Genomic DNA, 23,911 nt, shown 5'->3' on the forward strand with positions numbered 1-23,911 from the left:
TTGCGCTCATCGTTATCCTCTTGCTCCTCGCTCAGGCCGTACGGCTCTTCGGGTCCAGCGCGTCCTTGACGGCATCGCCCATCATGATGAAGGCCAGCACGGTGATGGCCAGCGCGGCCGACGGATAGAACAGCACCGAGGGGTTGGTGCGCAGGATGGTCTGCGCGTTGGCGATGTCGCCGCCCCAGCTCACGGTGGTCGAGGGCAGGCCGACGCCAAGGAAGCTCAAGGTGGCCTCAAGCACGATGTAGGTGCCCAGCGAAGTGGTGCCGATCACGATGATCGGGGCCATGGAGTTGGGGATGATGTGGTTGATCAGATTGCGCATCGGCGTCGAGCCCAGCGCCGTGGAGGCGGTGTTGAATTCAAGGTTCTTCGCCTCCATCACCGCGCCGCGCGCGATGCGGGCCGTGGAAACCCAGCCGAACAGGGTCATCACCAGCACGATCTTCCAGATTGATGACGAAGTGCGGAACATCTGCAGCACCACGATCGCGCCAAGCAGAATCGGCAGCGCCAAGAAGATATCAGTCAGCCGGCTGAGGACGGCATCGATCCAGCCGCCGAAGAAGCCTGCCAATGCGCCGATAAGCGCGCCGAGCAGCACAACCAGCACCGTGGCGAGGATGCCGACGCTCAGCGAGGTGCGCGTGCCATAGACCGTGCGGGTGAATACATCGCAGCCCTGCATGTCGAAACCGAAGGGATGGCTGTTCGAGGGAGGATTGAGCGAATTGTCAAGATTGCAGTAGTTCGGGTTCTGCTTCGTGAAAACGCCGGGGAACAGCGCCACGAAGATGATGAAGAGAATCAGCAGCGCGGAAACGATGAAGAGCGGATTCGTGCGCAGCGTGCGCCAGGCGTCCTGCCATAGGCTGGTGGCCGGCGCGGAGTCGTCGATGGAATCGACGTCCTGCAGCGGCGTTTCGTCGATCGGAGCCACATAGCGTTCCTGACCGGGCAGAGCGGACGATTGGCTGAAAACTGGTGACGATGTTGTTGCCATGTTGCTAGACATAATATATGTTCCTCCTCGTCTCACACGTACCGAATGCGGGGGTCAAGCGCCGCATAGAGCAAGTCCACGAGCAGATTGGCGATCACGAAGATGAGCACGAGCACGGTGACGATCGAGACGACCAGATTGCCTTCGCCTTTCAGGATGCTCTGGTAGGTCAGGTAGCCGATGCCGTGGATGTTGAAGATGGTCTCCGAGATCATCGCGCCGCCCATGAGCGCGCCGAGATCCTGCCCCAAGTAGGTCACGACCGGAATCATCGAATTGCGGTAGACATGGCGCAGCAGCACAGACTGGTTCGACATGCCCTTGGCCCGCGCGGTGCGCACATAGTCCTCGGACAGATTCGAGGAGACCTCGGCGCGCGTCAGGCGGATGATATACGCCATCGACACCGAACCGAGCACCATAGCAGGCATCAGAAGGTCCAGGAAGCCGGGGTCATTGCCTGCGGTGACGGGAAGCATGCGCCATTTGACGCCAAGGAAGTACTGCATGAGGAAGCCGGTGACGAAGGTCGGCACCGAAATCAGCAGCAGGGAGAGGACAAGGATGACCGAGTCATACCATTTGCCTTTTTTCAGGCCGGAGATGATGCCGAAAATAACGCCGAAAATCGCCTCGAACACGAAGGCCATCAGCGCGAGCCTGATGGTGACGGGGAATGCCCGCCCTATCTCCGAGATAACCGGCTGCCCGGCGAAGGTCTGTCCGAAATCAAGCGTCAGCGCGTTCTTCAGAAACAGAAGGTACTGAACGATGAACGGCTTGTCGAGGTTGTATTCTGCGCGGATCTGGGCTGCGACGGCTGGATTGACCGGCTTGTCTCCGAACATCGCCTTGACCGGATCTCCCGGCAGGGCGAAGACAAGCGCGTACACCAACAGTGTCGTTCCGAGAACCACGGGGATCATCTGCACGATACGACGCAGAAGATACTTGCCCATCGGTTGCTCCATTCTTCCTTATGACTTTGTGGCGATTGAGGGCGCGAAAGCTCCCATGCAACCGCCAGCAAGTTTGTTTCGCCAGTGTACCGCACCTAGCGTTCGCTGGGTGTTTCGAAATCATCGAACTGTGTGTCATACCACAATTCGAGTGCCCGATTCGGGTGCCTGACTACAGCGGCGAAAACCAATAATCAACATTACACAAACAAAATGCGGGGAGAACGCAAGCTTTGCACTTGGTTCTCCCCGCATTCCTTAATTCACATGCCTCGCGTGATGGCGCTAGCTCCAAGCAGGCGCAGCGTCAGCCACGCGGCAATGACATCGGTTACTTGGTGATCTGCGCGTAGACAGGAACACCCTGCCAGTTCATCGCGAAGTTCTTGACGCCCTTCGCGGCCACACCGTTGTTGTTCATGTAGTACAGCGGAATGGACGGCAGGTCGTTGAGGAGGATCTCCTGGGACTGCTGGTAGATCTTGTTGGCGGCGTCATTGGAAGGCGCGGCGTATGCCTTGGTCATGAGCTCGTCGAACTTCGGGTTCTTGTAGTCGCCGTCGTTCGAACCGTTGCCGTCAGCAGCAGCGGAATCGTAGAGCTGGTAGAGGTAGTTCTCCGGCGACGGATAGTCCGGCTGCCAGCCAGTGCGGAAGGCGCCCTTGATGGAGCGCTTGGTGATTGCGTCACGGAACTCCTGGAAGGTCGGCACCGGGCTGGTCGCCACGTTGATGCCCAGATTGTTCTTCAGCTGGTTCACAACTGCGTCGTAGAACGGCTTGGCGCCGCCATCGGCGTTGAAGGAGAAGGTGAGCGTGCCGTCATACTTGGAGATGGCGTCGGCCTGCTTCCACAGCTCCTGCGCCTTGGACTTGTTGAACTTGAGGTTCTCGTTGCCCGGAATCGAGTCCGAGTAGCCCGGGGTGAGCGGCGAGGTGAACTCGACGGCAGGGGTGTTGATGCCGTTCATGACCTTGGCGATCAGCGTCTTGCGGTCCAGAGCCATGGAGATGGCCTGGCGACGCAGCACGCCTTCTTTGGTCGTGGTATCGAAATGCGGCAGGTTCGACGGGATGGTGAAGGACTGGAAGACCGAACCCGGCTTGCTGTAGGCCTGCACGGTGGAATCGGTCTTGAAGGTCTTGGTATCGGCCGCAGGCACAGTGTTCATCACATCGAGATTGCCACCCTGCACATCGGCGTAGCCGGCATCCGTGCTGGTGTAATCGACAAGATCGACGCCATCGTTCTCCACCTTGACATTGCCCTTGTAATCAGGGTTCTTGACAACGGAGATGACCTTATTGTGGTCCCACTTCTTGAACTTGTAGGGGCCGTTGCCGACCGGGTTCTCGCCGAAGGCCTTCGGATCCTTGTAGAAGGACTCCGGAAGCGGCGCGAAGCCGCTGTAGCCGACCTTGACCGGGAAGGTCGCATCGGGCTGGTTCAGATCGACGGTGAAAGTGTGGTCGTCGACGACCTTAAGACCGGAGAGCTGCTCGTCGCCCTTGAGGGTCTTGGCATCCTGCAGCGCGTCATAGCCCGCGATCGAAGAGAAGAAGGAGGAGCACAGATAGGCGTTCTTCGCGTTCGCCGTGTAGCTCCACGCCTTGGTGAAGGACTGCGCGGTCACCGGCGTGCCGTCGGTGAATTTCCAGCCGTCCTTGATCTTGATGGTGTAGGTCTTGCCGCCATTGCTCGGCGTGATGGACTGGGCGACCTCGTTGGAGGGATCACCCTTGGCGTCGAAGGACACCAAGCGGGAGAAGAGCAGGTCAATGGCGCTACCCCCCCCTACCTCGTTGGTATTGCCTGGAATCAGCGGATTCTGCGGCTCGGTGTTGTAGGACGAAATGATGACCGGGCCGTTGCTCTTGGATCCGGCATCACTGCCTGAGCCGCCGCAGCCGCTCAGCAGCATGGCAAACGACAATGCCGCCGCTGCCAGGGCAAGCGCTTTCTTCTTCATAGATTTCTCCTATTCAGTAGTGTGCAAGGACGCCGAAGCATCCCCGCTTCATGCAAAAAGGCCGCATACTGCCCACCTCTCTGCTGATCGCATTCCATTCTTGTACTCATGCCGGTAAATTGCAATCGCCCTCGCAAAATCCACGCAGAGCCGTGTTCGCGGCATATTCGCAGAGATCATGAAGCGCATGTGCACTGAGATTTCAATATATTTCCAGCATGTGGACGCCTTAGGCAATCGGTGCCGGGACTCGCATTGCGGAGAAAATACGGCGGCGCTGATGTTACGAACGCGTTAATTTATGGGCAATGCACGGGGTTTCGCGGCTGAACGCGCGGTGAACACGTCTCGCGCTATGTGCCACTATGCGTCTCTATGCACTTGAAGACAGCGGGGTAACTGGCAGGAAAAAGCCACTGGCAGCGCGTCAGCGTCGTTTTCGTTCCAGTACTCCCAAAGCAACTGGCAGTACAAGGCCGCTTGCTGATGGAACAAAGGCACACCTTCATGCTTAGCGTCCGTTTTGTAGCGCTAACTACGTCCTGACGCTACAATCCGGACGCTAACGAAGCCTTACAGACCGTTTTGTAGCGCCCGGTCATGGACGGACGCTACAAAACGGACGCACATCGCCAGTAGTCCACCCAACTGGCAGGAATTGCGCCGCCGTCCCTGAACTCTGTCTTGTTTGAGACATTAATGCGCGATAAAAGGCATAAATGAGACAGAGTTCAAGTATCTGGAAGATCTTTTGCAGCACTCCGCGCCGCAGCGTATCAATGCAGCCTACGGCACAATGCTTATGCGCGCGGGAAGGCCTGGCCGTAGCGCGCCTTGAGCTGCTCGATGGAGACATGCGTGTAGCGCTGCGTCGTGCTCAGGGAGGAATGCCCCAGCATCTCCTGCACCTCGCGCAGGTCCGCTCCCCCGTCGAGCATATGGGTCGCCGCGCTGTGGCGCAGGGCGTGCGGGGCGATATCCGGCACACCGGCCTCGCGCGAGCGCTCATGGACGATGCTGCGGGCGATGCGCTGGTCGAGCCTGGCCGAACGCGCGCCGAGAAACAGCGCTTGCCCCGAGTCTTTGCTCTGCAGCGCCGGTCTGCCCTGCGCAATCCATGACCGCAGCGCGCGCGAAGCTGGCTCGCCGAAAGGAACCACGCGCTGCTTATTGCCTTTGCCGGTGACCTTGAACGTACGATTGGCGAAGCTCACGTCGCCAACGTCCAGGCCGACCAGCTCCGCCACGCGGATGCCGGTGGCGTAGAGCGTTTCCATAATGGCCGCATCGCGCAGCGTCAAGGCGTGCTGACGTGCGTCGGCTTTATCGCGTTGTTTGGTGTGGCGGCTGTCGTGTGCGGCAGGCGTGCGTCGTCGCTTGGCATAAGAGCCCGGCTGCTGCGTCTGGTCAGATTGGGACTGCTGAAGACCGTCGGAGACTGGCTCCTGCGTGTTCTGCGCCTCTTGTGCGGCCTGCGCCTTCGAACTGTCTCGCCTGTCACCGTTTTCGGCAGCGGCATCCTCCTCGACCGTCTCCATCAGGCGCTGCGCCTGCGACTCGTTGAGCACCGTAGGCAGCACGTCAGGTATCTTCGGCGTCATCAGCGCCGCCGCAGGATCCGTGGCAATCACATCATGCTCATGCGCCCAAGCGAAGAACCCACGCACCGCAACGGTTTTGCGCGCCATGCTCGAACGTGCATGCGAGCGCGATTCGGCGGCCAGCCACGAGCGCAGATCCTCGATGGTCACCTCGTCAAGCCGCTGCGTGCCGCGCAGAGAGAGCAGATGAAGGCATGCGGTGATATCTGCGGCATAGGCCTTCAAGGTATTCGCGCTCACGCCGCGATTCGCGCGCATATAGGTCAGATATCGGCGCATTTCGTCGGCTGCGAGGCTGTTTGCAGATGTGTCGGTTGCGGATGCCGCTGCGATTGCGGATGCGAGCGAGCCAGCAGATACATCGTTACGTTGCGCGTGAGCCGCCCCGCCGCCCACGCTGCTAACTGCACTACCGTCAATGCTCATCGCCACACCCGAATCCAAACCATGCCCTGCCATTGCCTCATGGACCAATTATCTCGCCTTGCCCAGCATATCGCAGCATCCGCTGCCGCTCGGCGCTCTCTACTCGGCGCTGTCCGCTAGGCTCGATCCACCCGTTTTTATCCACTAATCTGCCATAACGCAGTCTCAGCCGCGCCCGCCGCTACCGTGTCCTTCCATGCCATGACCACGACCAAATGCCATAACCCTTGATTTGGTGTATTCTCAGCAGCCTCGTTACCCTTGATTTGGTGTATTTTCAGCTCACTCATTACTCTTGATTTGGTGTATTATAGAGCTATCAGTAACCCTTGATTTCGTGTAAAACTCAGTAATTGCAAGGTTTTTAAGGACATGGCATGACAAGCATATTTGAGCGTAAAGCATATCAGCGTTTGGTCGAGTGGAAGAATACCGCCAAAGGCTCCACTGCCATGCTGATCGAAGGCGCACGTCGCGTGGGCAAAAGCACCGTGGCTGAGGAATTCGGACGAGAGAACTATTCCTCTACAATCGTCATCGATTTCGCTCAGGCACCAGATGATGTCCTCGGCTTCTTTCGAGACCTACGCAACGATCTTGACACGTTTTTCATGTATCTCTCCGCGTTTTACGACATCGAGCTGCATGAGCGGGATAGCCTTATCATCTTCGATGAGGTGCAGCTCTACCCCAAGGCGCGGGAGTCCATCAAACAGCTGGTGGCTGATGGCCGTTATGACTATGTCGAGACCGGCTCGCTGGTGTCCATCCGCGAATCCGTGTCGGGCATCCTCATACCTTCCGAAGAGGACTCGATGCGTATGAATCCTATGGATTTTGACGAATTCCTCTGGGCTATGGGGGAAAAACCACTATCCGCGGTAATCGGCAATGCCTTCACTGAGCAGAAGGCCTTGCCGGAATCCTTGCACAGCAAGGCTCTGCGGCTGTTTCGTGAATACATGCTGGTTGGCGGCATGCCGCAAGCAGTGTCCGCCTATATCGAGACACATGATTTCGGCGCAGTTGACAAAGCCAAGCGACTGATTCTCAAACTGTACCGTGAAGATATCGTCAAGCACGGCGGTTCGGACCGTCGTCGAGTGACACGCATCTTCGATAATCTCGTTGGTCAGCTTTCGAAAAAGGAAAAGAAATTCAATATCACTGCTCTGGGAGGCAACGCCAAAAGCAGGGACTATGATGACGCATTTTTCTGGCTGTCCGATGCATTCATAACCAACGACTGCTTCAACTCGACTGATCCGAGCGCAGGGCTGAGCATCAGCGAAGACCACGCCACCGTCAAATGCTACATGGCCGATACTGGCCTGCTGGTCACACTCGCCCTGGCAAATGCCGATGTGACCGGTAACAGCATATATCGCGACATTCTGCTCGGTCGCATATCAATCAATGAAGGCATGCTCACCGAAAATATTGTGGCGCAGCTGCTGCGCGCAAGTGGGCATAGGCTGTTTTTCTATTCGCGCAGCGACCGCAAGAACACTGCGAATCGTATGGAAATAGACTTTCTCATTGTCGAGCCATATCGAAACGCCGCCCTCAAATCGAGAGTCAGCCCTATCGAAGTCAAATCATCAGCACACTACACCACCAGATCGTTGGACAAGTTCAAAGACAAGTTTGGCAAGCAAGTCAGCGTACGATACGTGCTGCACCCTAAGGCTTTGTCAGTCGAGGGCGATGTAGTGCGTTTGCCGCTATACATGGCCGGACAGCTCTAAAAAAGAATACCAAAGGAACCGGCGACGTCTCCAAGCGACATGCTGCGTCGTAGCCGACTACGCTTGGTGGCGATTGTTGTTCCAGTCTGTTTCTGCTTCGCAATGTTTCACAATATCGCATAGAAAGGGTGCATATGCCGATACCGCAGCACATACCAGCCGGAGCACGGATTGTGGTGCGCGTCTATGACGGCGTGGATGGCCAGGACGGCCGCATGAAGTTTCGCGATTATATCGGCTACGTCCGTTCGTGGGATGGGCAACGCCTCGAACTGACCCGCGATGCGGCGGCCAACGGGTCTCGCCCCGAGCAGGAGGTGAGCCTCGAAGCCGACACAATCGTAACGGTCAAGCCGATTCCCGAGCGGCGGGGGCAACGCGGGAGTCGGGCGGTCAAGCCCTGAGACGCCCCTCCCCTCCCGAATCCTTGATGCCCCTTTTGTGACGCTGGCTGCGAGTACAAGTCGCGAAAGGGGCACTGTCAGCGTCATCATGCCCCTTTTGTGACGCCTACTGCGAATTAGCGTCACGAAAGGGGCAGTGTCAACACCGTCATGCCCTTTTTGTGACGCAAACCTAGGGATTAGCGTCACAAAAGGGGCAGCGGCGGTGGACGCTACTTCGACTGGCGGTCAGATTATCGGCTGGCGGCGAATCGTAACGCGGCGATCATCGAGGAAGCGCGTAATTCGCTCCCCCTGCTTCGCTGATTCCAGCAGCTCGCTCTGCCAACGGGCAGGGTCGATATCGAGCGTGGTCTCATGCAATTGGCTCTCGCCCTGCACAGTCTGCTTACCTCGCGCGGTCTGTGCCTTGAAATCGCGGAACGACTGGCCTGCGGAGAAAAACTCAGCAATGGCGGCCTCGGCGTCACCGTGCACACCGTCATCATGCTGCAGGTCGTCGGCGAATGCAAGCAGCCGCGCGGCCATGCTGCGCAGCAAGACTTCGACATTCGTACGGTCCTCGTCGATCATCGCACGGGTACGATTCGGGTCGGTCAGCGCCACCCTGGTCATGTCGCGCCAACTGCCAGCGGCGAGCGCGGCGGCGATATTGCGCTCGGGGCTGGCGCACAGCTCGTTGATCATCGCGGTGGCGACGGCATGCGGCATATGGGAGATCAGCGCGGCGGCGCGATCATGCGTCGCATCGTCAAGCACGATGAGCTCGTTGCCTAAGCCATTGGTGATGAACCGGGCGACATCAGCGAAACGCCGGTATTCGGTGTCGGCGTCGACGGTAATGGCCCACAATGCACCGTCGTACAGCGCCGGGTCGGAAGCCTCGAATCCGGAATGCTCGTTGCCTGCCATCGGGTGCGCGCCGACATAGCAGCCGCCCAAACCAGCCTGAGACACCTGCTCACGCACCATGCCTTTGACGCTGCCCACATCACTCAGCGTGGTCACATCCGGGTCGATGGCCGGGGCGAGACGCGCGAGAATACTCGGCATAGCCTTGAGCGGGTTGCAGAGGATAAGCAGCTCCGGCCTGGCCTGCGCCAAGCCTTCCAAGGTCTCCACGCATTGGATGCCGTCGCGGCGAGCGGTCTCGTATGGCCTGGGAGTATGGTTCCACGCCAGCACCTCATACCCGCGGGCGGCGGCGCGACGCGCGAGCGACCCGCCGATCAGTCCAAGGCCGACGATGCCGATTGAAGTCACCACAGCAATTCTCTCCTCGTGGCAGCAGTATGCTGCCAATCGTCCGTATGCGCCGTGCGGCGGGTTTGCGCAGCCACCTCATGCGTTGTTTCGGCTGATTCGCCTTGCACGCCGTCGCCTGGCATTGCATCGGCTGACATCGTACCCGTAGCAACGTGCACTCCCCCAGTCGGCAGCATCCATGCATCGACCGGCGGATTCGGGCGTTCGCGGCGCGGGTAGACGGCCAGCGTCTTGACCCAGTCGCCGTGGCTGACCACTTCAGCAAGCACTTCGCGCAGCGAATCCTGCCACGGCGCGGCATCGATGGTGGCGATGAAGATGTAGGTGCCGTCGTGGCCCTTGATGGGGCGCGAGATGAAGCTGGTCATGTTCAGCCCTGCGTCGCGCAGCACGTCGAGCAGATTCGCCAGCACGCCCGGCCCAGTGCTCAACGGGATGAACGCGATAATACTTTCGAATTCGGCTACGCCCTGCACTCTGGCCGCCTGCAGCAGATCGGGAGCCTCATCACGAGGGCCAAGCATCAGGAACTCCGTGCGTGCGCCCTGATAATCCTGCACCTGCGCAGCAAAGGTGTGCAGGCCGTACAGCGGCCCGCAGATAGCCGGTCCCAGCGCGATTTGCCCCGGTTTGAGGTCGCGGCACGCGGCGGCATTGGAGGTCGCCGGAACCGGCAGCAGCTGGTATTGCTCGATGAAATGGCGGCATTGCGCCAATCCATGCGGGTGGGCGCTGACTTCCAGACGTGCTAGGGCGTCGACGTTGGGCATCGCGGAAACGGCATGCTCTTCATGAGTCTGCCCATTGCGCGTCACATCCTCTGATACCGCAACTGAATCGGCGGCAACGGGCGACATGTGAGACACGGTCGAATCGCCCGCAAGCGTGAAGGCGTCAAAGCTGATGTCAACGCCGATACGCGCGAAACCCGCCACCCCCTGAACGTCGATCAGCGCGTCAAGGTTGGGGACCACGTACCCCTCGACGTTGTTCTCCCAGGCGATGACGCCCCATCCCCGGCCGCCTTGCACCATGCGAATGATCGCAGGCACGTCTTCGGCAGCGATGAGCTCGGTGCCCTCGGGCGCATACGCCTGTAACGCCCGTTCGGCGTCGGCTGCCGCCTGATGGGTGAAGGTGCCCTGCGGCCCCAGATAGTACAGTGCCTGCTTTGCCATCACAGTCCAATCCCAGCGCCGGATGCGGGCGCTGCCGCTGCTGAGACGGAGTCCTTGGAATTCTTAGAGTTTTTGTCCGCCGCGTCATAGTCATCATCAGCCCGTCTGCCGGGCATTATGAACAGCCGCGCAGGCATCATCAGCAGCGCGACCTGCACCACAATCATGCCGAACAGCCAGAAATATCCGACATGCTCGCTGAAATACGGCATCGGAACGCCGAATCCTATTGGGGTGACTACATCGCCGTGGGGATAGCCCATCGCCATAAGCCATGCCACAGCCGAGGACGCTATAAGATGCAGTGCAAGACCGATGGCGCCTGAACGCGACCGTGCACACCATGTCGATAGGCCAACAATCACCAGCGCCAGCACCAGGCCATAGGGAATGTTCTGCGCCGCGCCCATGCGGTGCGCGAAGGTGCCGACTATGGCGACGCCCATCCCCGCCACCACGCAGATCAGCGCGCGAAGCGGCGCATCGAGCTGATGAGACCACGGTAGGAAGCGAACTGACTCGTTGTGCGCGTCTCGGTCATTGGTTGTGCTGGCTTGGGTCATGGCTATCAGTATGCCTCAGCCGTTAGTCAAGCCGGCTGCATCAAACTTCGGCTTGCACTGTTAAGCACTTGTTAAGCACCTTTTTAAGCGGACCCGACAAGCCCGCCAGACCCGCCAAATGTGAGCCGGAATCGCCACGACATGCGAAAGCTGCAATGCGCAAAGGTGGCAATGGGCACCCGAAAGCGCCCGAAACGCCCAGATATGCGTGTGCCTCGGAAAAGCTCTCCATACGAGAACCTTTCCAAGGCACGAGGCACACGGTCACAGCAAATGTGAGTCCGGAATCACCGACTCACTTGTTGCCGTCGCGGCGACGCTGCTTGGAGCGCCACTTGTACCAGTCATCGCGGTTCAGCAGCAGCTTGCGCACGCGGATGGCTTCGGGGGTGACCTCGACACATTCGTCCTCGTTCGCGAAGTCAAGCGCCTCTTCGAGGCTCATCTTGATCGGCGGGGTCAGGGTTTCGAGCACATCGGCGGTCGCGGAGCGCATATTGGTCATATGCTTGGCCAGCGTCACGTTCACGTCGAGCTCGTCGGGCTTGTTGTTGACGCCCACGACCTGGCCCTCGTAGACCTGGCTCTGCGGGTCAACGAAGAAGTTGCCGCGTGCCTGTAGGCGCTGCATGGCGTACGGTGTGGCGACGCCGGCGCGGTCCGAAACCATCGAGCCGTTCTGGCGGGTCACGATCTGGCCGGCCCACGGAGCGTAGCCGGCGGAGATGGAGCTGGAGATGCCAGTGCCGCGTGTGGCGGACAGCAGCGCAGTACGGAAGCCAATCAAGCCACGCGAAGGAACCGTGAACTGCAGACGGATCCAGCCGGAGCCGTGGTTGCTCATCGAGTCCATGCGGCCCTTGCGGTCGGCCATGAGCTGGGTGACGGTGCCCATGTACTCTTCGGGCACGTCGATGGTGTCGTTCTCCATCGGCTCATTGATCTTGCCGTCGATGGTCTTGGTGACCACCTGCGGGCGGCCGACGGTCAGCTCGTAGCCTTCGCGGCGCATCTGCTCGGCGAGAATCGCCAGCGCGAGTTCGCCGCGGCCCTGCACCTCCCAGGCGTCGGGGCGGTCGGTCGGCAGGACGTGAATCGACACGTTGCCGATGAGCTCATGCTCAAGACGATCCTTGATCATGCGGGCGGTGAGCTTGTGGTCTTTGCCCTCAGTGCCAGCCAGCGGGGAATCATTGATCGCGAAGGTCATCGAAATGGCCGGCTCGTCAACGTGAATCAGCGGCAGCGGCTTCGGATCGCTCGGGTCGACAATCGTCTCGCCGATCATGATGTCGCTCACGCCAGCAACAGCGACGATGTCGCCAGGGCCGGCCTCGTCGACCGGCGCACGGTCCAGACCCTGCGTGCGCAGGATCTCGGTGAGCTTGAAGTTCTCGATGGAGCCGTCGACACGCGAAAGGCCATACTGCTTGCCCTTGGTCAGCGTGCCGTTGTAGATGCGGATAAGGCCCAGACGGCCCAAATACTCCGAGGCGTCGATGTTGGTGACATGCGCCTGCAGCGGCGCACCTTCCTCGTATTCGGGCGCGGGAATGTTGGCGATGATCGACTCGAACAGCGGCTCCAAATCGTCGTTGTCGGGCAGACCGCCGTTCTCCGGCACGTTGGTCGAAGCATATCCGGCCTTGGCAGCGCAGTAGATCACCGGCAGGTCGAGTAGCGCATCGAGATCAAGATCGACGCCCTCCTCCATCACATCCTGAGCCAGACCGAGCAGCAAATCGGTGGATTCGCTTACGACCTCTTCGATACGGGCATCGGGGCGGTCAACCTTGTTGACGCACAGGATGACGGGCAGCTTGGCTTCCAGCGCCTTGCGCAACACGAAACGGGTCTGCGGCAGCGGGCCTTCCGAAGCATCGACGAGCAGCACCACGCCGTCGACCATCGAAATGCCGCGCTCCACCTCGCCGCCGAAATCGGCGTGGCCGGGGGTGTCGATGACGTTGATCGTGATGCCTTCGGGGTGGCCGTACTTCTCGGCCAGCGGGCCGGTGTACTGCACGGCCGTGTTCTTGGCGAGAATGGTGATGCCCTTCTCACGTTCCAGATCGTTCGAGTCCATCACACGATCCGGAACCTCTTCGCGCTCCGAGAACACATGCGACTGCTGAAGCATCGCGTTGACGAGCGTCGTCTTGCCGTGATCGACGTGAGCCACAATCGCCACATTTCGAATATCACCACGTACCGCCATCGAAAACCTCTCTTTAATGGTTTAAAATTTCCTAGCTAAATTTCTAGCGTTCCACTTGCCGTTGCATACCGGCCCAACATCGAATGAGTTTCCACCTGTATTTACCCGCAAACCTTCACCACAATAGCGATGCGGCACGACAGCGCAGCATGAGAGGACGGCTGGGCCATTATTCGCCTTATTCACCAAGCACGGCGGCAACCCGGCACGCTGCTGCTAGTTCTCCAACTCCTTCCCCGCGCGCTCAGGCAAGGCGAGCGCCGAAAGGCAGGCGAAGAGGAACACTGCGCCGAACACGATGAACGCGACCGTCTTACCGCCACCGGCGATGGTCAGCAGCCACGGCACCAGCAATGGCGCGACGATGGCCGCGATGCGCCCTACCGCTGCTGCCGCCCCGGAGCCGGCGGCGCGCAGGCGCGTGGGATAGATCTCCGGCGTCACCGCATACAGTACGCCCCACGCACCGAGGTTCGCGGCGGACAGCAGCATGCCGAAGACGAGCACGAGGGCCGGAGTGCCGGCTTGAGCGAAGAGGAAGGCGGCCACTGCGGACACCGCGAGGAAGATGCTCAGCGTCTTGCGCCTGCCCCAGACCTCGACGAGCCATGCGGCGAGGAAATACCCGGGAAGCTGGGCCAGGGATATCGCCAGCGTGTAGCCGAATGATTTGGTCAGGGAGCCGAACTGATCGGCGAGCAGCGAGGGCATCCAGGTGAAGGCGCCGTAGTACGAGAAATTGACGAAGAACCAGGTGAGCCATATCGCTATCGTGCGCCCGCGATAGCGCTTCCCGAACAGGGTGCGCGTGGGTATCTTGGGCAGCGGCACGCCGGTGGGCGAGGCCACAGGCGCCACGGAACTGGCGGCTTCGAAGTAGCGCACGGCCTGCTCTGCCTCTGCGTCGCGGCCGTGGGCTTCAAGAAAGCGCACCGATTCGGGGATGTGCATGCGGGCGACGATGGCGTATAGCAGCGGCAGTGCGCCAATAAGCAGCGCCCAGCGCCAGCCCCAGTCGCCGGTGCCCGGAATCACGAAGAAGCCAATCGCAGCGGCGATGATCCAGCCCACGGCCCAGAAGGATTCGAGCAGCACGGTCATGCGACCGCGGTGCTTGGTCGGCGCGAACTCGCTGACGAGCGTCGAGGCGACCGGCAGCTCGGAGCCCAGCCCCAGGCCGATGACGAAACGGGCGACCAGCAGCGCCGCCAGGCTCCATGCGAAGGCCATAGCCCCGTTGGCCAGGCCGAAGATGACAAGCGTGGCGGTGAATACGGTTTTGCGCCCGACCCGGTCAGCTATGAAGCCGCCGAGGGCCGCGCCAATCGCCATGCCGACGAAGCCGATGGACAGCACCCACGAGCGTTCGGTATTATTCAGCGCGAAATGCGGGTCGGCAGCGATTGCGGCGACGACGAAGGAGACGAGGCCGACGTCCATCGCGTCGAAGGCCCAGCCGATGCCGGAGGCGACCAGCAGCTTGCGGTGCGCCGCGTTGAAGGGCAGCCGGTCCAATCGTTCGTTGCGCGTCAACGGTCGTTTCTGAGTCTGCGCGGCGCCAACAGACTGCTTGGAATCAGGGATTTGTGCAGCCTCGGGAGCTGGTAGAACGGATTGGGAGGTCATAACGACTCCTTGTCGTTGAAGTTGGATTGGCGTATAGCATCGCGCGGCACATTCGATGACGCATCCCTTGGACGCAGCTCGGGCGACAGTACCGAAAGCACCTCTTCGAGGTCGGACTCCGATGCGCCGTTTCCTCCATGCCACATGACGTCGAATGCCGTGGGACGCTGCCACACTTCTCGGCTCGCTCGGTCTGATTCGCCGTTGTCGCCTCCATTGGCATCTGCGTCGGTACCCAAGCTATACATATCGTCGTCACCTGCCTGAGTGCCCGCGTATCGATACAAGGTCGCGGGACGCTGACGCCCGTACCGCACCTTGTCACCTGTGGCTTCGAGCTGCCCCGAAGCGAGCATGCGTCTGCGGAAATTAGCGAGGTCTATCGAATTGCCGGACACCGCCTCGTAGACGTTATGCAGCTGGGCCAGGGTGAAGGTCGGCCCGACCAGTTTGGCGACGATGTCAGGGTAGTCGATTTTCGAGCGCAGCCGTTCCAATGCATAAGTGATGATGCGGCCATGGTCGAAGGCGAGCTCGGGCAGGTCGTTTTCCGCGAACCATGCGACGTTGTTCGCCTCGTGAAAGTTCTGGGTCTCAACCGTGCCCACCAAGGCCCAATAGACGACGGAAATCATCGGCAGCCCTTCATGTGAGCGCTGCGCATCACCGAAGGTGTAGAGCTGTTCGAGGTAACTGGGGCGCAGGTCGGTCGTGGAGGCGAGCGCCTCGAACGCCGATTCCTCCAATGAGCGATTCGCCTGCACACCGCCGCCTGGCAGCGCCCAGTCGCCGAGGAAGGGCTGGCGCACCCGACGGACCAGCGGCAGCCAAAACTCGGGTCTGGCTCCTCCCCCGAGCGCCAAAATGACTGTGGATACGCCAATCAGCGGCTGCTGCCGGCGTCGCTCGGTCACATTGCCTGAACCCATCTCCCGCCGCCTTTCACGCCCGATTCATTATTTATAGTCATCATGACTATAAATCAAATCATCGCGTGACACGCGAGAGGTGGCGTCGTTCAGATGATGTCGCCGTTCCCATCCGAACCGTTCAGCTCCATTGCGTTCTCGCCCATTTCAACATGTTTCATTTCCGTATTTTCCATTTCACTGTGTTCCACTTCCGTGTTTTCCATCTCACTGATGGGCGGCATGAACGGGGCCAACGAGGGCAGCTGGTCGAGCGAATCCAAGCCCATATGCTCCAGGAACAGCCCCGAGGTCACTAGCAGCGCGGCACGGGATTCCGGGTCGATTCCCTCCTCGCGTATCAGCCCGCGCACGACAAGCGAGCGAATCACGCCATCCGAATTCACGCCGCGGATGGCCGCGACCTGGGCGCGGGTCACCGGCTGACGGTATGCGATGATCGCCAGCGCCTCAAGGGCCGCCTGCGACAGGCGCGCGGTCTGTCCATCGGTCACGAATGCGGCGACGACCGGCTCGTAATCCGCCCGATTGGCGAATTGCCAGCCGCGCGCGGTGCGCCGCAGCTCGAAGCCGCGCAATATGCCAGCCGAACCGTTGGCGTCATTGGAGCTGCCGGAGTCGTCGCCCCGGCCCGCAATACCGTGCTCCGCTATGCCTAGCCGCCCGTCGTAGTCCGCCTGCAACGCCGTCAACGCATCATCGACCTGAGCCTCGTCGATGGCAAGTACCCTCGCCAGATCGGCGGACTGCTGCGGCTGATCGGCAACCATGAGAATCGCCTCAAGACACCCGCGCAGACCGCCCGGGAAATCCTCGACATCGAAATCGACGTATTCCGGACGGGCTGGCGGCGTTTCGCGCTCTTGTGTCGTAGCTGCGGACGAGTTCGGCTCAGACTGCGGCCCCTGTGGTGTCTGCGTTTCATCGCTCATGCGAAATCCCCCTCGCTTATCGTCAGTTCGGCGTGCTCGTCGGCATCCGCAGCCCAGCGGATATGCAAGGTTTCGAACGGCCCGGACTGCTTGAATTGCACTGCACCCTGTTTGAAGAAGGCAAGCAGGGCAAGGAATCGTGTGACGATCTCGATGCGCGACGCCGCATCAGCGCTAAGTGCGGCAAAGGTCATGCTTCCCTCGCTCCCCAACGCCCGCAGCCGGTCGCGCACCAAAGCCGATTGGGCCTGCAAATCCACCATCGGCACATGCAACTGGTGCAGCGAGACCTGGTCGACGGGCGCGTTGGCGAGCGCATGGGCAGCAAGCGCCGCCAATTCATCGGTCCCCAGCGTCCAGACCAGTTCAGGCAGCATGGCCGCAACCGCGTCATCCACAACCGCAGGATGAGGGAATCGTCCGGAATTCGCGGCGAAGCGCGCGCGGAAGTCCCCTGCGGCGCGTTTGAAGGCGCGGTATTGCACGAGTCGCGCGAAGAGCAGATCACGTTCGCGCAGCGCCTCGATGCTCTGCTCGTCACGCTTGCCCTGCTCGTCGCCCGGCAGCAGCGCGGCGCTTTTCGCCTCGACCAGAATCGAAGCCACGTCAAGGAAGGCGCTGGCCTCGTCCATATGCTGCGCGAACTGGATTGACGAGGTTGGCTGCTCCGGCGACGCTTCCTGATCCGGCGACACTGTTTGGTCCAACGACACCGACTGCCCCGCCGCCACCGACTGGTCCGATGTCGCAGTCTGCCCCGCCGCCAAACCAAGCCGCCGCACATACGCCAGAAACTCTTCGGTGATGGCCGAAAGCGACACTTCGGTCACCTCAAGCCGTCTGTTCGCAATCATGCCCAGCAGCACGTCGAACGGCCCGGCATAGCCTTCGACGTCTACTTGAAAGCCGGAAACCGGCATCTCCTCGGCAGCAAGCGTCATCACACGCTATGCGACGATGCCGCGTGCGATGAGCTCGCGCGCGACCTCGCGGTACTCCTTCGCCGTCTTGTGCCCGGGCGCGTACACCGTGATCGGCGCGGCGGCGACATTCGCATCGGGCAGCTTGATGGAACGCGAGATCACCGAATGGAAGACCTTCTCCTGGAAGGCCTCGTAGATGCGCTGCAGCACCTCTTCGCAATGCAGGGTGCGCGTGTACATCGTGACCAGCACGCCGTAGACTTCGAGGCTGGGATTGATGCGGGAGCGCACCTTGTCGATCGACTGCATGAGCAGCGCCACGCCGCGCAGCGCGAAGAACTCGGCGGCCACGGGGATGATCACGCCGTCAGCGGCCGTCAGCGCGTTCACCGTCAGCAGGCCAAGCGAGGGCTGGCAGTCAATGATGATGACATCGTATTCATTGCGCACCTGGCGCAGCACGCTGGCCAAAATCTGCTCGCGCCCGACCTCGGTGACCAACTGCACTTCGGCGGCCGACAGATCGATGTTGGCCGGCATGATGTCAAGGTTCTCGAATTCGGTATGCTGCACGATCTCGTGCACATCAATCGAGGTGTCGAACAGCGCGGTGTATACCGTGTTCTCAACGGTGTTCGCGTTGATGCCCAGACCTACGGTGGCCGCCCCCTGCGGGTCGAAGTCGACGATGAGCACGCGCCTGCCGTACTGGCTCAGCGCCCCGCCGATGTTGATGGAGCTGGTGGTCTTGCCTACGCCGCCCTTCTGGTTGCACATGGCGATAATCCGTGCCGGACCATGCTGGTGCAGGGATTTTGGCGCGGGAAAGGTCTCATATTCGCGACCAAGCAGATCAGTAGGCATATTCTTCACCATATCAAGAGGCCTGTTCACCGCCCCACGCGCCGAATCAGCCGCACCGGGCATATCGTCTGCATCGTCAACGGCCGGAATACGCAGGGTGCCCGAGATCGGCAACTGCGCCTGCACAGCATGCGCACGGCGAGCATTCGACTGCGAAGCATCCGAATCGCGCGGCTCCTTGGCTGCCTTGGCAACCTCAGCGGCCCACCGGCTCTCGTACGGCATCATCCCTCCGTTCCATGCTTTTCAACGACATGCGTTTCTCAGCGACATGCCTTTCACCGACATGATTCTCGCCAATCTTGGCATGCTCACCATCGCAGACGATTATCGCTCACAAAGGAACATCATAACGCGCACATCGTAACGCACGCGGCTCATTCAGCCGTATATTCAGCCGCGCGTAGTACGTGCAGTGTGCGAGACCCGGCGCAGCGCCGCAAACTGAGCTCGCCCCATCCCGCATGCTTTGCGTCGGACTTGCCAAAACAGAGAACCGCAGCCGAGAGAAGGCCAAGCTCGAAAGCCCGGCCGACTCGCGGCTGCGGTTCAGTATCCTTATAGGAAGATAACGCCTGAGAGGACGAAATCAGTCGTCTTCGAGCACGTAATCCCATCCGGCGGCTGAGGGACCGCCATCCGGGTGGAAGCGCAGCAGCCCTTCGCCGCCCGGCAGCGACGTGCGCAGCTTTATCGTGAGCTGCTGCCCGGCTGCGAGCTTCTTGGGCAGGCCTGGGGTCGGTATGAGCGCGTGCGTGGCTCCGGCGTTGTCGAGTATGTCGAAGACGCTCGCGGAGAGCGGGACATCAGCGCCGCCCGGGGCCGCGGTGTTCGTGAGCGTGGCAGTGAATACGCTCGGTATGTCGGTCGCCTCTTCCTTCGTATCGCTTGGATACTCAGGGCCGGCGATATCGATCTTCAGCTGTGTCTTGCCTACCGATACGAGCACTGGACTGCCAGGGTACGACAGCGCAGGCTTGTCGGCGCTGCCGTGCGCAATCGATGCTGAGCGAGCCGAAGGCAGGTAGCTCGGCATGTCGCCGATCGAGTTCGCAATGGATGCCGATGATTGGGCACCGCCGCACGCACCCAGTGCGATAGTCATGGCGACCATCGCGCTGAGCAGTCCGGCTGTTTTCACTATTCTGCGCATCATGCCTCGTGAGCCTCGTGACGACGGCGAACCAGCAGGACCGTGACGCCACCCACAATCAGGGCGAGCGCTGCCACGAGAAGCGCGATGCCAGTGGTCATATCGACGCCTGTAGAAGCGAGCGGACCGCTGGCCTGAGGCTTCGCGGCGGCATTCACCTCAGGGTGCTTGCTGGCCGGATTCGAAGGCGAGGTGCCCTGCGGCGCGGTCTGCGTCGGAGTTCCCGCTGGCGTGGTCTTCGTCGGGGTCGGAGTCGGATTCGCAGTCTGGTCAACCGCTGCATTCGTGAACACATCAGCGCCAAAGGGAGTGAGCCCATCCTGCGCCGCGAAACCAAGGTGGCCGAGGCCGTCGAGACCGCCGCTGACGCTGCCTGCGGTCAGCTGCTTTGTATCATTGCCCTTCACAACCTGGAAGATGTCTTCCATCGTGCGCAGCCACGAGTAGTGGTTGTAGTACGTGCTGGAAACGGTTCCGGGCTTGATGAGCGGGGAGATGAGCACGGAGCCGGAGTCGCCGCCGCCAGGGGTCGCATCCTGCGCGTCGAAGGTCGAGAGCGGCGATTCGCCGGGGTTCAGGTGGCCGGGAACGCCGGTCGCGGAGAGCGTGACGTCAGCGACCGCTGCGGTCGTCTTTAGTGCGTTGCCCTGCTGATCGACGAGCTTGAAGGATGCGTTCGTCACCGGATCCGAAGGCTTGACAACGAGGTTCGGACCTTCGTTCGCCACGGAGCCGACGAAGGCGCCGGCGGGGATTCCCGCGCCAGTGACCGCACGGCCGATGTCGGAGACGCTCACCGCGCCCTGCAGCGTGTCAGTGCCGGCCGCAGCGGTGACGGCGAGATCCTTGGCGCCCGAGAAGGAGGAGCTCGTGTTCTTCGCACCCGAGACGCAGTTGCTCTTGTCGGCGTTCACGAGTGTCGTGTCCTGCTCGCATGACGGCGGTCGGGTGATGTAGCCGTTATCGCCGGGGCCAGGGTAGAGCTGGTTGCCGTTCTCGTCCGCGGCAAGCGGCGTGTTCGGGCCGGTCGGCTCCCAGTCGACGCCTTTTCCGTTGATGCTCTGTCCGGCGAGATCCGCCTTGATGTAGTTCTGGGCCATCGGGCCGGGTGCCGGGAAGGTGTTCGCGGAGTACTGCTTATAGCCTTCGGCGAAGTCCTTGATCGTCGGGGTCTTGTAGCTGTACCGCTCGTTGCCCGCCGCGTCCTGCGCGACCTTGGTCTGGTCGGTCGCGTTGTTGAACGACATGCTGTAGAAGGGCGGATTCGCCTCATCGAAGGTGACGTCGATCAGGCCGCCGTCCTTGAAGGCCGCCGAACGCTCGATGAGCGGGATGTAGTACTTGAGCCACAGGTCCGCCGCATACAGTCCGCCGGTGTGGTTCGTGGGCGGCGTCGTCAGCGGCAGCGCGTAATTCGGGTTGCCGTTCGCGTCGAACACGCCCGAGAGGTTGTTGCCTACGCAGGTGGGATCGTGCGCGTCGGAGCAGTTGTTCGGCGTGATCCAGTTGAACGCCGGCACCTGGTCGGCGGGCTTCTTGAGGTCGGAGATCAGGCCCAGGCTGGGATCGTCGAGATTGGCGATGTGGTTCGCGTCGGTCATCGTGCCGCCCGCGGGAGCGGTCAGCGCGTCCTTGCCGGTGTTGTCGTCGCCGATGATTGAGTGGAACCACGGGAATGGGAAGTGCTTGGCGACATACTGGTCATTCGACTGCGCCCCGGTGAACGAGGTGATGCCGTTCGCCTTGTCGCTGGCCGAAGTGCTCATCACCCTAGGATTGGTGGTGGGGTTGTTGGCTGCGGTGCCGGGGCCGCCGCCAAGAGCATCCTCGCGTCCGGGCTGGTTGTGCAGATCCTGTGCGTAGCCCTTCCAGCTGACGCCTGCCGCGTCGAACTGGTTGAACAGCGTGGGGATGTCCTTCGGGAAGGTGCAGCCGTTCTCGCCGTTCGCGGCATTCGCGCCAGCCGGGGAGAGCAGCTGTCCGAAGTTGTCGGTCCGCCCGAAGTTCGCGCCGGTGTGGCTTGCGACGATATTCTTATTCGTGCCGAAATCGAAGTTCTTGTAGCTGCAGTCCGACTGCAGATCGTTGGAAGTGGCCTGCCCGGATGCCAGGGAGATGTAGTTGTCCTGGCTGTAGTGGCCGGTGCCGAAGTAGTTCGTGAGCAGCGCTCCCTGAGCGGGGAGATCCTTCCAGAGGTAGCTGTTCTGGTTCAGGCCGGTGAAGGTCGCGTCATATGATTTGTTTTCGAGAACGATTGTCCATACGTGCTTGACTTGGCCGGGCTTCAGTCCCGTCTGCGTGATGGTGTCGGTGGTCTGGGTGCCGCTTGCGAAGGCCGCAGGAACCATGGCGAAGCTGCCGATGGTTATCAAGGAGACGGCGGCCGCAGTGGCCGCCCTACTGATATATTTGAGAGATTTCACATATCTCAAGATAATTTCTCACAGTGTCTTCTCAGCAGACGAAAAGTGAATTATAGGGAATATCATAATGAATTCCAAGAGACGTTATGTACTTCAAGAGACACTGCGAATTTTTGAGAGACAACATGTATTCCAAGAGGCACTGCGAATTCCAAGAAACACCGAAGACGGCTTTGCCCGTCATCGCGCCCGCGGATGGGAAGTCAGGTAGGTTTCGATGAGATTTTCGGGGCTGACATGCGTGTATATCTGCGTGGTGGTGACCGAGGCGTGGCCGAGCAGCTCCTGCACGGTGCGCACGTCTGCGCCGCCTTGAATCAGATGCGTGGCAAAGGAGTGGCGCAGGGTGTGCGGGTGCAGCGGACGGTCGATATGGGCCCGCTCCCCCGCGAGCCGGATGATCTCCCACACGCTCTGGCGCGACAGCCGCCTGCCGCGCTTATTGAGGAATATGGCCCGCCGCTCCGGGGTGCCCTTGGCCTTGCGTTCCAAAGCCGAGCGCCCGGCATTGAAATACGCGGTCAACGCCTCCTGCGCATATCTTCCGACCGGCACCAGCCGCTGCTTTGAACCTTTGCCCGTCAGCCGCGCGACATGCTCATTCATATCGATGTCATTCAGGTCCGCGCCGACCGCCTCCGAGACGCGCGAGCCGGTCGCGTACATGAATTCGAGCAGCGCATGATCGCGCAGCACGACCGGATCATCGCTGCCATGCATCGCCGCCGTATCCAGCAACCGCCCCACTTCGTCGATGCTGAGCACATCGGGCAGATCGCTTGAGGCTTTCGGCGCCTTCACCGCTGCGGCGACATCATCGGCGACCGCATGCTGCGCGAGCGCGAACTTGTGGAACTCATGGATGCTGGCGAGCCGACGCGCCTTGCTCCGTGCGCTCTCCCCCGCTGCATCAAGGAAGGCGACGTAATCCTCTACATCCTGTTTGGCGATGGCGTTCGGCGTGTCGATTCCACGGCCGCGCAGCCAGTCGACATACCGGCGGATATCGGATTCGTATGCCTTCACCGTCGCCCGCGAAAGCCCGCGCTCCACATCGATATGCGCGAGAAACTGCTCAAGCAGCGCATCGAATCCGTTCCGTTCCATACCGACCTATCCTAGGCAAAAGCGCAGCACATATGCGAAACCCCATGCCATGCACACCATATATCGCAATATCTCACGACATATGCCATGCACACCATGGGGCTTTTATCAGGCTGCGCGGTGTCAGTTACACGGTGTTAATTACGCAGTGCCAATTTACACAGTGGTCAATTACACAGTACCAATTTACACAGTGTCCGAAACCGAACACTGCCAGCCGAAATCAGCAATCAGGCAGCGACCGGGGCGTTGACATCCTCGGGAAGCGCGGCCTTGGCCTGCTCCACAATCGCCTTGAAGGTGTCGGGATCGGAGACGGCCAACTCGGCCAGAGCGCGACGGTCGAGATCGATGTCCGCCAGCTTGAGGCCCTGGATGAAGCGGTTGTAGGTGATGCCCTCGGCGCGGACAGCAGCGTTGATGCGCTGGATCCACAGCTTGCGGAAGTCGCCCTTGCGCGCCTTGCGGTCGCGGAAGTTGTAGTTGAATGAGTGCAGGAGCTGTTCCTTGGCCCTGCGGTAGGAGCGAGAGCGCTGGCCGCGATAGCCGGAAGCCCTTTCGAGAACGACGCGACGCTTCTTATGAGCGTTCACCGCGCGCTTGACACGTGCCATAG

The 23,911-nt window shown here is 60.8% G+C and carries 18 protein-coding genes and 1 pseudogene; 2 read left to right on the plus strand and 17 right to left on the minus strand.

From position 1 onward, the window contains the following. Positions 1 to 31 precede the first annotated feature (31 nt). The 4 genes from DDF78_RS06440 to DDF78_RS06455 form a co-directional block, all read right to left on the minus strand. Positions 32 to 1,018: an ABC transporter permease gene (locus tag DDF78_RS06440; RefSeq protein WP_237564582.1), complete on the minus strand. Its 987-nt coding sequence runs from the start codon at positions 1,016 to 1,018 to the stop codon at positions 32 to 34. Between the two features lie 20 nt (positions 1,019 to 1,038). Then, on the minus strand, positions 1,039 to 1,965 hold the full coding sequence (locus tag DDF78_RS06445) for an ABC transporter permease (RefSeq protein ID WP_152580929.1): 927 nt from the start codon (positions 1,963 to 1,965) through the stop codon (positions 1,039 to 1,041). 331 nt (positions 1,966 to 2,296) lie between these two features. After that, positions 2,297 to 3,934: a peptide ABC transporter substrate-binding protein gene (locus tag DDF78_RS06450; protein WP_152580930.1), complete on the minus strand. Its 1,638-nt coding sequence runs from the start codon at positions 3,932 to 3,934 to the stop codon at positions 2,297 to 2,299. A gap of 800 nt (positions 3,935 to 4,734) precedes the next feature. Then, entirely contained in the window at positions 4,735 to 5,814 is a 1,080-nt protein-coding gene (locus DDF78_RS06455; protein ID WP_152581001.1) for a tyrosine recombinase XerC, read from the minus strand. A gap of 524 nt (positions 5,815 to 6,338) precedes the next feature. Between DDF78_RS06455 and DDF78_RS06460 the strand changes: the two genes are divergently transcribed. Next, positions 6,339 to 7,709, plus strand: a complete 1,371-nt coding sequence (locus tag DDF78_RS06460; protein ID WP_152580931.1) for an ATP-binding protein — start codon at positions 6,339 to 6,341, stop codon at positions 7,707 to 7,709. 134 nt (positions 7,710 to 7,843) lie between these two features. After that, the gene (locus tag DDF78_RS06465; protein WP_152580932.1) at positions 7,844 to 8,113 is read left to right on the plus strand and encodes a DUF6725 family protein; all 270 of its coding nucleotides are present in this window, start codon (positions 7,844 to 7,846) and stop codon (positions 8,111 to 8,113) included. A gap of 228 nt (positions 8,114 to 8,341) precedes the next feature. Here the strand turns inward: DDF78_RS06465 and DDF78_RS06470 are convergent, their stop codons facing one another. The 13 genes and pseudogenes from DDF78_RS06470 to rplT form a co-directional block, all read right to left on the minus strand. Further along, the gene (locus tag DDF78_RS06470) at positions 8,342 to 9,379 is read right to left on the minus strand and encodes a prephenate dehydrogenase (protein WP_152580933.1); all 1,038 of its coding nucleotides are present in this window, start codon (positions 9,377 to 9,379) and stop codon (positions 8,342 to 8,344) included. Continuing rightward, positions 9,373 to 10,557 carry a prephenate dehydratase gene (locus tag DDF78_RS06475; protein ID WP_152580934.1) on the minus strand — a complete coding sequence of 395 codons (1,185 nt, stop codon included), beginning with the start codon at positions 10,555 to 10,557 and terminating at the stop codon, positions 9,373 to 9,375. The genes DDF78_RS06470 and DDF78_RS06475 overlap by 7 nt, the downstream gene beginning before the upstream one ends. Beyond that, positions 10,557 to 11,120, minus strand: a complete 564-nt coding sequence (locus DDF78_RS06480; protein WP_237564583.1) for an alcohol dehydrogenase — start codon at positions 11,118 to 11,120, stop codon at positions 10,557 to 10,559. The genes DDF78_RS06475 and DDF78_RS06480 overlap by 1 nt, the downstream gene beginning before the upstream one ends. Positions 11,121 to 11,415: 295 nt before the next feature. After that, positions 11,416 to 13,338, minus strand: coding sequence for a translational GTPase TypA (typA, locus tag DDF78_RS06485; protein WP_152580935.1), 1,923 nt, complete (start codon positions 13,336 to 13,338; stop codon positions 11,416 to 11,418). A 216-nt stretch (positions 13,339 to 13,554) separates the two neighbouring features. Continuing rightward, positions 13,555 to 14,964: an MFS transporter gene (locus tag DDF78_RS06490; protein WP_152580936.1), complete on the minus strand. Its 1,410-nt coding sequence runs from the start codon at positions 14,962 to 14,964 to the stop codon at positions 13,555 to 13,557. A gap of 188 nt (positions 14,965 to 15,152) precedes the next feature. Next, positions 15,153 to 15,893, minus strand: a pseudogene (locus DDF78_RS06495) (NUDIX hydrolase); the annotation flags it as partial. A gap of 89 nt (positions 15,894 to 15,982) precedes the next feature. Continuing rightward, positions 15,983 to 16,825 carry an SMC-Scp complex subunit ScpB gene (scpB, locus tag DDF78_RS06500; RefSeq protein ID WP_152580938.1) on the minus strand — a complete coding sequence of 281 codons (843 nt, stop codon included), beginning with the start codon at positions 16,823 to 16,825 and terminating at the stop codon, positions 15,983 to 15,985. Further along, positions 16,822 to 17,766 carry a segregation and condensation protein A gene (locus DDF78_RS06505; RefSeq protein WP_237564584.1) on the minus strand — a complete coding sequence of 315 codons (945 nt, stop codon included), beginning with the start codon at positions 17,764 to 17,766 and terminating at the stop codon, positions 16,822 to 16,824. The genes scpB and DDF78_RS06505 overlap by 4 nt, the downstream gene beginning before the upstream one ends. A gap of 6 nt (positions 17,767 to 17,772) precedes the next feature. Then, a complete protein-coding gene (locus DDF78_RS06510) occupies positions 17,773 to 18,675 on the minus strand; it encodes a ParA family protein (RefSeq protein WP_237564592.1) in 903 nt (300 codons plus the stop codon). A gap of 526 nt (positions 18,676 to 19,201) precedes the next feature. Next, entirely contained in the window at positions 19,202 to 19,768 is a 567-nt protein-coding gene (locus DDF78_RS06515; protein ID WP_152580939.1) for a hypothetical protein, read from the minus strand. Continuing rightward, the gene (locus DDF78_RS06520) at positions 19,765 to 22,188 is read right to left on the minus strand and encodes a hypothetical protein (RefSeq protein ID WP_202613232.1); all 2,424 of its coding nucleotides are present in this window, start codon (positions 22,186 to 22,188) and stop codon (positions 19,765 to 19,767) included. The genes DDF78_RS06515 and DDF78_RS06520 overlap by 4 nt, the downstream gene beginning before the upstream one ends. 180 nt (positions 22,189 to 22,368) lie before the next feature. Further along, a complete protein-coding gene (gene xerD / locus DDF78_RS06525; protein ID WP_152580940.1) occupies positions 22,369 to 23,295 on the minus strand; it encodes a site-specific tyrosine recombinase XerD in 927 nt (308 codons plus the stop codon). Positions 23,296 to 23,525: 230 nt separating this feature from the next. Then, on the minus strand, positions 23,526 to 23,909 hold the full coding sequence (gene rplT, locus DDF78_RS06530) for a 50S ribosomal protein L20 (protein WP_152580941.1): 384 nt from the start codon (positions 23,907 to 23,909) through the stop codon (positions 23,526 to 23,528). Positions 23,910 to 23,911: the final 2 nt, after the last annotated feature.

It is taken from the genome of Bifidobacterium tibiigranuli, from assembly GCF_009371885.1.
Lineage (GTDB): Bacteria > Actinomycetota > Actinomycetes > Actinomycetales > Bifidobacteriaceae > Bifidobacterium > Bifidobacterium tibiigranuli.

What these genes read in the sequence shown, in the direction of transcription:
- DDF78_RS06455 (WP_152581001.1), bottom strand. Translation starts at nt 5,814, where the DNA reads ATGCGCCGATATCTGACCTATATGCGCGCGAATCGCGGCGTGAGCGCG.
- DDF78_RS06445 (WP_152580929.1), bottom strand. Translation starts at nt 1,965, where the DNA reads ATGGGCAAGTATCTTCTGCGTCGTATCGTGCAGATGATCCCCGTGGTT.
- xerD (WP_152580940.1), bottom strand. Translation starts at nt 23,295, where the DNA reads ATGGAACGGAACGGATTCGATGCGCTGCTTGAGCAGTTTCTCGCGCAT.
- typA (WP_152580935.1), bottom strand. Translation starts at nt 13,338, where the DNA reads ATGGCGGTACGTGGTGATATTCGAAATGTGGCGATTGTGGCTCACGTC.
- DDF78_RS06450 (WP_152580930.1), bottom strand. Translation starts at nt 3,934, where the DNA reads ATGAAGAAGAAAGCGCTTGCCCTGGCAGCGGCGGCATTGTCGTTTGCC.
- DDF78_RS06490 (WP_152580936.1), bottom strand. Translation starts at nt 14,964, where the DNA reads ATGACCTCCCAATCCGTTCTACCAGCTCCCGAGGCTGCACAAATCCCT.
- DDF78_RS06465 (WP_152580932.1), top strand. Translation starts at nt 7,844, where the DNA reads ATGCCGATACCGCAGCACATACCAGCCGGAGCACGGATTGTGGTGCGC.
- DDF78_RS06460 (WP_152580931.1), top strand. Translation starts at nt 6,339, where the DNA reads ATGACAAGCATATTTGAGCGTAAAGCATATCAGCGTTTGGTCGAGTGG.
- DDF78_RS06505 (WP_237564584.1), bottom strand. Translation starts at nt 17,766, where the DNA reads ATGACGCTTGCTGCCGAGGAGATGCCGGTTTCCGGCTTTCAAGTAGAC.
- DDF78_RS06440 (WP_237564582.1), bottom strand. Translation starts at nt 1,018, where the DNA reads ATGTCTAGCAACATGGCAACAACATCGTCACCAGTTTTCAGCCAATCG.
- rplT (WP_152580941.1), bottom strand. Translation starts at nt 23,909, where the DNA reads ATGGCACGTGTCAAGCGCGCGGTGAACGCTCATAAGAAGCGTCGCGTC.
- DDF78_RS06515 (WP_152580939.1), bottom strand. Translation starts at nt 19,768, where the DNA reads ATGATGCGCAGAATAGTGAAAACAGCCGGACTGCTCAGCGCGATGGTC.
- DDF78_RS06480 (WP_237564583.1), bottom strand. Translation starts at nt 11,120, where the DNA reads ATGACCCAAGCCAGCACAACCAATGACCGAGACGCGCACAACGAGTCA.
- scpB (WP_152580938.1), bottom strand. Translation starts at nt 16,825, where the DNA reads ATGAGCGATGAAACGCAGACACCACAGGGGCCGCAGTCTGAGCCGAAC.
- DDF78_RS06510 (WP_237564592.1), bottom strand. Translation starts at nt 18,675, where the DNA reads ATGCCCGGTGCGGCTGATTCGGCGCGTGGGGCGGTGAACAGGCCTCTT.
- DDF78_RS06475 (WP_152580934.1), bottom strand. Translation starts at nt 10,557, where the DNA reads ATGGCAAAGCAGGCACTGTACTATCTGGGGCCGCAGGGCACCTTCACC.